This is a genomic window from Methanosarcina sp. MSH10X1 (genome assembly GCF_004099695.1).
GTDB lineage: Archaea > Halobacteriota > Methanosarcinia > Methanosarcinales > Methanosarcinaceae > Methanosarcina.
In genome coordinates this window covers 1-6,979 of the sequence record NZ_SCHL01000037.1, presented here as the reverse complement: position 1 = coordinate 6,979, position 6,979 = coordinate 1, and the positions used below count along the sequence as shown (strand labels likewise).

7 protein-coding genes are annotated in these 6,979 nt (G+C 43.8%); 4 read left to right on the top strand and 3 right to left on the bottom strand.

Annotated elements, in window-relative coordinates:
• Positions 1–293 precede the first annotated feature (293 nt).
• Positions 294–1,325: an AI-2E family transporter gene (locus EQO05_RS15135; RefSeq protein WP_128507930.1), complete on the top strand. Its 1,032-nt coding sequence runs from the start codon at positions 294–296 to the stop codon at positions 1,323–1,325.
• Positions 1,326–1,410: 85 nt separating this feature from the next.
• On the opposite strand, the gene EQO05_RS15705 is transcribed toward EQO05_RS15135, so the two are convergent.
• Positions 1,411–1,626: a hypothetical protein gene (locus EQO05_RS15705; RefSeq protein ID WP_164888589.1), complete on the bottom strand. Its 216-nt coding sequence runs from the start codon at positions 1,624–1,626 to the stop codon at positions 1,411–1,413.
• Positions 1,627–1,704: 78 nt separating this feature from the next.
• Here EQO05_RS15705 and EQO05_RS15125 point away from each other — a divergent pair, with 78 nt between their 5' ends.
• Entirely contained in the window at positions 1,705–2,613 is a 909-nt protein-coding gene (locus EQO05_RS15125; protein ID WP_128507928.1) for a hypothetical protein, read from the top strand.
• Positions 2,614–2,646: 33 nt separating this feature from the next.
• Here EQO05_RS15125 and EQO05_RS15120 read toward each other — a convergent pair whose 3' ends face one another.
• On the bottom strand, positions 2,647–3,522 hold the full coding sequence (locus EQO05_RS15120; RefSeq protein WP_240664785.1) for a winged helix-turn-helix domain-containing protein: 876 nt from the start codon (positions 3,520–3,522) through the stop codon (positions 2,647–2,649).
• Between the two features lie 918 nt (positions 3,523–4,440).
• On the bottom strand, positions 4,441–5,316 hold the full coding sequence (locus EQO05_RS15115; RefSeq protein ID WP_128507934.1) for a PAS domain-containing protein: 876 nt from the start codon (positions 5,314–5,316) through the stop codon (positions 4,441–4,443).
• A gap of 121 nt (positions 5,317–5,437) precedes the next feature.
• On the opposite strand from EQO05_RS15115, the gene EQO05_RS15110 reads away from it, so the two are divergent.
• On the top strand, positions 5,438–5,818 hold the full coding sequence (locus EQO05_RS15110; RefSeq protein WP_240664783.1) for a DUF2769 domain-containing protein: 381 nt from the start codon (positions 5,438–5,440) through the stop codon (positions 5,816–5,818).
• A 368-nt stretch (positions 5,819–6,186) separates the two neighbouring features.
• Positions 6,187–6,831, top strand: a complete 645-nt coding sequence (gene mtbC / locus EQO05_RS15105; RefSeq protein WP_128507926.1) for a dimethylamine corrinoid protein MtbC — start codon at positions 6,187–6,189, stop codon at positions 6,829–6,831.
• The last annotated feature ends 148 nt before the right edge of the window (positions 6,832–6,979 follow it).

Below are 6,979 nucleotides of genomic sequence, written 5' to 3'. Positions count from 1 at the left end.
ATGCTTTATCGAAACCGGCAAAGCGGCGTGATAAACCGGCGCAACGCAAGCCTTTTCAAAAAAGGCTTGAGCGAAAATCCCCACGTAACGGCGTGATCAACCGGCGCAACGGTTGTGCTTGAGCGAAAACCTTTTGAGAAAAGGTTTTATCGCAAACTTTTTCAAAAAAAGTTTGATCAAAAACGCATGCTTTATCGAAACCGGTGTAACCGGGGCGGGCTCAAGCGACGCCACTCTTGCGGGTCAGCGACTTCAGGATATATATTTTATAATAGAAAACCCATTTAGATCCAATGAAAAAAGCTGTAAAGATGGCTCTGGCTCTTCTTATAATTGCGGTCCTGACTGTGTTAATTGTCTATGCCACACTCCCTTTTCTGAACTATATTTTCGGAGCCCTCATCCTTTTCACCATATTCCGTTCTCTTTATCATTTTCTCGTAAGAAGACTCAGGATTCGGAAGCAAATCGCAGCCGTACTGGTGATAATAGTTTCAATTTTCGTTGTGTTGATCCCTCTTTACTTCCTTTTGAGTGTGATTGTCAGTGAAATCCAGCAGCTTTTACTTAATCAGGCATCCATTATCGCATCTATTGAATCCGGAGCTGTTTCTGTCACTCATCTTCTCTCAAGGTTTAATATTCCTGCAGATATATTCCAGACTAAAATAGAAGATAAAGCAATGGAACTGGCTTCACAGGCTGTTAATTACACAAGCCTGTTCATTCTGGGCTCAATCCAGAGCCTGAGTCATCAGTCCGTTGGTATATTGATAATGTACTTTCTGATTTACTATCTCTTTACCGGAGAAGATTCGGATTTTATGCGCCAGATCTCGGTTGCAGTCCCTTTCAATGAAGAAAATACAGCTACTCTTCTGAATGAATTCCGGAGGATTGTCCGCACGACTCTTACGGCCAGCGGGGCAGTTGCTCTTGCCCAGGGTGGAGTCCTGACTATCGTATTCCTGATCTTCGATGTTCAGGGAGCTTTTCTCTGGGGCGCGATTGCAGCCATTCTATCTTTTTTGCCTCTTGTAGGAGCAGCTTTTGTCTGGATTCCTGCAACTATTGTGCAGCTCTTCCAGGCGGACTATACGGCAGCGATCGCTATACTTGCAGCCGGGCTCTTTATAAGCGTGCTTGACAATTTCCTGAGACCCATTGTCCAGAATACCGTTGGAAAAATTCATCCATTTCTGTCCCTGCTCGGGATTGTAATAGGGGTGTCCCTCTTCGGGCTGATAGGAATCGTTATAGGTCCCCTTCTGCTTTCTTACTTCATTCTAACTGTACAGATGTTTTCCAGAGAGTACCTGTCTTGAAAAGGATAGATTTATAGATTTAAACTGAAATTTCAATCTCGTTCCAGTTTATTATCGGCATTCTGATCATGTACTTTCTTCTTTATTACCTTTTGACAGAAGAAGACTCGGATTTTATGCAGGGTATCTTTGTGTCAATCCCTTTCAAGCGAGAGAATACAATTGTCCTCTTCAATGAGTTCAGGAATATTGTCCGGACTACCATCATTGCCAGTGGTGCCATTGCTGTCATCGAAGGCGGGATAACCAGACGTTTTCTGAAGAGTACGCTTCCTGCTGCACTATCACCTCTTACTATCATAAAAGATCAACAGAGCCGCTTTCTCCAACAAATATTCCTCCGAGAAGAACTTTTATTCCTGCAAACATAGAGAAACATATGCAGATTGATATACTGGGGTGTGAGTCTTTAGGAGCAAGATCCCTTGCCTGCGTTGTAAAGACAGATGATAGTACGATTCTGATCGATCCCGGAGTTGCGCTTGCACGCCTGCGTTCAGGCCTGCTTCCCCACCCGGTAGAGGTTGCTGCTGCTTTCAGGATAAGAGAAAAGGTGCTTTCTGCGTTTGGAGAAGCTACAGATATTGTTATCAGCCATTTTCACGGGGACCATATGCCAATGAGGGCTGAAGATCCTTACCAGTTGCCAATGGCAGCCCTCCCTTCCCGTGACGGGATAAATTTCTGGTGCAAAGGTCCGGAGAAAATTTCCGGTCTCTCTTCAAAGAGGAGGCATGAACTCTCGGATTTCCTGGGTTTTCCTCTTCCGGCTTCGGAAGGCAGGAAGTCCGGTAGCATGGAATTCTCTTCTCCTGTTCCGCACGGAGCCAGGGAAAAGGGCTTTGGAACTGTAATGATGACCCGGATCCGTGAAGGAGACGAGGTTTTTGTCCATAGTTCGGATATCCAGCTTCTCAACAGGGAAGCCGTCCTAAAAATACTAGCATGGGAACCCACAATTGTTTTTGCCTCAGGTCCCCCTCTCTATCTTTCATACCGCGTGCCTGAAGCAGGAAAAGAAGCCTCTGAGAATGCTCTCCTTCTGTCCAGGCATGCGGATACTCTGATTCTGGACCATCATCTGCTCAGGTCTTTTGAAGGGTACGACTGGTTAAAAGAGCTGGCAGAAAAGGCCGCAAGCCGGGTTCTCTGTGGTGCAGAGTTTATGGGAAAAGCCCCTGAACTTCTTGAAGCTCAGAGGAAAGCCCTGTATGAAAAAAAACCCGTGCCTTCAGGCTGGCATGAGGCTTATGCCGGGGGTAAGGCAGGTTTTGAGGAATATCTCTGACAGGCAGGCTCTTGAGCGCCACGGCTTATCCTCTCAGGGCGCCTGGGTGTAATTGTCTATATTAATAATCTGTTCGGAATGCTGTTCATAATAATCATAAAGCTCTTTTCCCCAGGCCAGAGCGCCTGGCTCAAAACAGATTACATACTTCCGGTCAAAAACCGTACTTTTCGGAAATAGTGCCATTGCCATAAAATTATCGGCTGCAACGATCGCCGGAGTCCTTTCACAGTCCTTACAGACAAAGAGTTTTGCGTTTTCCCTTTTGAAATACTGCTCGGTCTGCTCCCTGTAATCTTCAACCCACCTTTTCAGGACGGATTCCGGGAGAATAAGCGATATCTGTATTCCCTTTTCGGCAATTTCCAGGTAAAAGGAAGGAAAAAGAGGGTGGAAATACGGAACTGCAGCCTCCAGCTTTTTTGCCATCCGGGCGTTTTTAACATATTCCGGAATCATCTCAAACATGTGGTCTATTTGAGGTTCGATTATAGTGCAGTGCCCAAGCTCGTAAATTCTTCGGAGGAGAAAAGCTGGAATCTCGCTCATTTCGCGGTCTGCCCAGTAATCCGCATTTTCTTCGAGAACAGAAAGCGTATCCACAAGCGGTTTCATTTTTTCAGCTATGACTTTGCCTATCTCGCTGAGTTTATATACGTTTTTTTCCTGAACTACCAGGTTCTGTTCTTTGAGCTTTTTTACCTGCGGCTGGACTGCAGTAGCACTGGCACTGAGGGCTTTTTTTATTGTTTCGATGTCCTTTGGCCCTTCAAGCAGAAGAAGCAGTACGTTCTTTCTTTTTTCTGAAAGAAGGATCAGGTCGAGTAGAGTGTTTTCCATATCATGCACCTTGATCAGCTGCCCGCAGGCTGTAATTATCGAAGTTCCTCTAATCCGGGAAAGCTTCACAATAAAGGAAGCTCCATATCGGAAACTGAGTATACCTATGTATTTATAAAAACTTGAAAATTAATAGTTAATATATTTTTCTCTCCAACCTATAGGCACCGTGTATTTTCGTGAGCTTCTGTTTCCCCATAAGTACTTTTTCCCTGAGGAAATCTCAATTCAGAAACTCAATTTCAAAATGCATATTTCATTTAATAAACTTCTACCAGCCATTGCCTCAGGGCTTAAAACAATTTGCCGGCTGCTTTCTGTAGCAGCTTCTATAAAGAATTCTACTGGTATAACAGGTTTATCAAAACAGGTTATTTCCTGGATTTCTCAGTACAAAATGAGCAATAAAGAGATTGCGTCAGCCTTCTGGTAAAAACGATAGTTTTACTGAAGGCTACAGAACTTCCTGTTCCCCGGAACCGGGTTTTTACTTCTTTTTCTGACTTACGGGCGCATAAGCCCATTCCTTAATCTGTCAGCGGAGCTTTTCCCGAAAGAGGTTCGCTTATTCTCTCAAACTCCTTATAAGCGAACCTTTCCCGGTATGTAACCCTCTTCAGTTTTGTGGTGAACAATTTGTCCTTATACCCTTTTTCATACCTTTTCCATATCTTTCCGTATTACCCAGCAGTTTTTGTTTCCGGCTTCACACTTAAGGCATTTCGGAGAGGCACAGATTCCACAGTTATAACAAAATCTGCAAGTACTTTTTAATCCTCTCAAACATAAATAATTATTTGTTAAGGAAGTAATAAAGCTAGCAGCAGGTCTAAAAGTTAAGGTATGATGTTTTTTGATATTGATTTTCCCATAAATTGTGTTTATTAAACTTAAAAAAAATATTTATTGAACTGCATCCCAATTGAGACTGGTGTATTATAACGTACAGGAAATAACTAAACTCGCTTAAACCCTGGCATGCGGGCTTCACGACCTTTTAACCTGCCGGGTTATGTCCTCTATTATGCCCTGAAAATGCGTAACTTCCCCTTCCTCGTTACGCTGGATAAATGTTTTTTCGTCAACCCAGCGGACCTCAGCGGTTTGAGTAAGGATCCGGTACTGGCGGTTGAACTCCTTTCCCCCTTCTTCACAGTTCTCCTCCAGTTCGAGTTCTACAAGGAGCAGGTCTTCGGGATGCACAATTTTCCCGTAAAGAACTCTTCCGGAAATAAAATCCTCCGGAAGGTATCCAAACTGCCTAACATTCTCGGATACATACAGGGTGGGCCAGTATTTTTCAGCTTTCCAGAGAAATACTACCATAGGACTGTTATTAATTACGGTTTCGAGAGCTTTCTGCCGCTCAAGCAGGGCTTTTTGCTTTTCCATGAGGGCTTTCTGGCTTTCAAGTGCGTCCCTCAATGCTTTTTCATTTTTGATTTCCTGTGTAATATCCCTGACAATCCCCTGAAAATTGGCTACATTCCCGTTCTCATCGCGGTGAATAAAGTTTTTCTCTTCTACCCAGCGGACTTCCCCCTTCCCGGTAAGAACCCTGTACCGATGTACAAAGCTTTCTTTTCCGGTTTCGCAGCATTGCTTAAGTTCCTTTCCAACCCGGTCTACATCCTCGGAGTGAACAATATCTGCATACATTATCCTGCCAGTCAGGAAATCTTCTGCGCTGTAATCAAGCTGGGTCACATTTTCTGAAACGTATTTTGCAGGCCACTTTTCATCAGGAGTCCAGAGGAAAACCATAAAAGGACTGTTATTAATCACGGTTTCGAGAATTTGCTGTCTCTCCAGTGCTTCACCAAGAATCAGTTCGTCGCTTTCAGCTAGTTGATTGAATCCCATACCTATTACCTCTCCAAAAACCCTTCCGGATTCAAAATCCTTTAACCGCCTCAGGTAAAATGCACTTTTTAAATCCTTAAGCAATATATAATATATTTTAACACCTTATAAATAATGGCGTTTGTGCACAGGAGGAATATTCCTGGGTTCCAGGCTCGCAGCAGAAAATAAAACAGGTATCGGGGAAAGTAACAGATCCGGAGAGGAAACATCTGATCTCATACAGCAGGCCAGGGAAGAATATGGAAGGTATTTTGGAATCTGCGGCTCGTACCATCACCTTAAAGCCTGCATCTGCAAAAGCTGTCCCTCCTTTTCCGGAGGTGCAGGAATGTTCTGCTCGCGGAGTAATTGTCCTGGACAGGATAAAAAACAGGGCTGCCTCTGTGAGACCTGCGAGCTTTACAGGAAATTCCGGCTTGAAGGGAAGTATTTCTGTATAAAGGCCAAAAAACCGGAGTCTTCCGAAGAAAAGCCTGAGCAGCCTGAGACTTTCTCCTGAAGGTCTTATTAAGGCAGCTGAAGTTTCCTTTTTATTGGTGGCACTTGAGATTTCTTTCTCTACCTTATTTGAAGTTTTTAATTTGAAATTTTTAACTGGTCAAACCTGAATTCTAATTTATACGAGTCCAATTGAAAATTTTAATGTGCTCAAAAAAACTCATAACCTGAGCGCAGCCAATTGAACCGGTCATAACGCACTGGCTTTTCAAATGCATATGCTGCGTTCCAGTTCCTGCCTTTTTTGAAAAAACTCCATGGTTTAGGCTAAATAATTCCGGACCTATAAAATTATATCCGATAGAAATTCCGGATTTCGTTTTTCTCTTCAGGCACTGGAGAGATTATGACATTTATCGAGGTATAAAAATGGCAACTAAAGAAGAACTTATTCAGGAGCTTTCCGATGCAGTCACCTCCTGTAAGAAAGATACGGTACTCGCTGCCGTCAAAAAAGCAAAAGAAGTTATGGAACCTGCAGAAATTATTGACAAAGGGCTTTCCGCAGGCATGAATCAGGTAGGAATTCTTTTTGAGAGGGGGAAACTTTTCCTGCCCCACGTGATGATGGCAGCCGATGCGATGACTGCAGGGGTAAAACTGCTTGAAGCTGAAATGCCTGCAGGAACTCAGACAAAGAAACTGGGGGTTATCGTAAACGGTACTGTCGAAGGCGACGTCCACGATATAGGCAAATCTATTGTTTCAACCATGCTCCAGTCTGCAGGGTTTGAGGTTTATGACATCGGGCGTGATGTTCCGGTCAGGAACTTTATCGAGAAGGCAAAGGAAGTCAATGCTGACATGATAGGGCTTTCAGCTCTTATGACCACTACTCTTCAGGGCCAGAGGGACGTTATCGAACTCCTCAAAGAAGAAGGCCTCAGGGACAGAATAAAGGTCATGGTAGGCGGAGCTCCTGCAACCCAGGCCTGGGCTGACAAGATCGGTGCAGACTGTTACGCTGAAAATGCAAGTGAAGCTGTTGCAAAGGCAAAAGAGCTGCTGCTCTGAACCTCAATTATCTATCAATTATCTATCGATTCCGCCTAAATTAAACCTATCTGAAGGATGGAGGATAAAAAATGGCAACTGAATATGCTTTGCGTATGGGAGACGGCAAACGCGTCTTCCTCACAAAAGAGAAAATCATGGAAGAGAT

Bases quoted from the DNA above. Each gene is read 5' to 3' on its own strand.
- EQO05_RS15135 (WP_128507930.1), top strand. From the start codon at position 294: ATGAAAAAAGCTGTAAAGATGGCTCTGGCTCTTCTTATAATTGCGGTC.
- EQO05_RS15705 (WP_164888589.1), bottom strand. From the start codon at position 1,626: ATGATAGTAAGAGGTGATAGTGCAGCAGGAAGCGTACTCTTCAGAAAA.
- EQO05_RS15125 (WP_128507928.1), top strand. From the start codon at position 1,705: ATGCAGATTGATATACTGGGGTGTGAGTCTTTAGGAGCAAGATCCCTT.
- EQO05_RS15115 (WP_128507934.1), bottom strand. From the start codon at position 5,316: ATGGGATTCAATCAACTAGCTGAAAGCGACGAACTGATTCTTGGTGAA.
- mtbC (WP_128507926.1), top strand. From the start codon at position 6,187: ATGGCAACTAAAGAAGAACTTATTCAGGAGCTTTCCGATGCAGTCACC.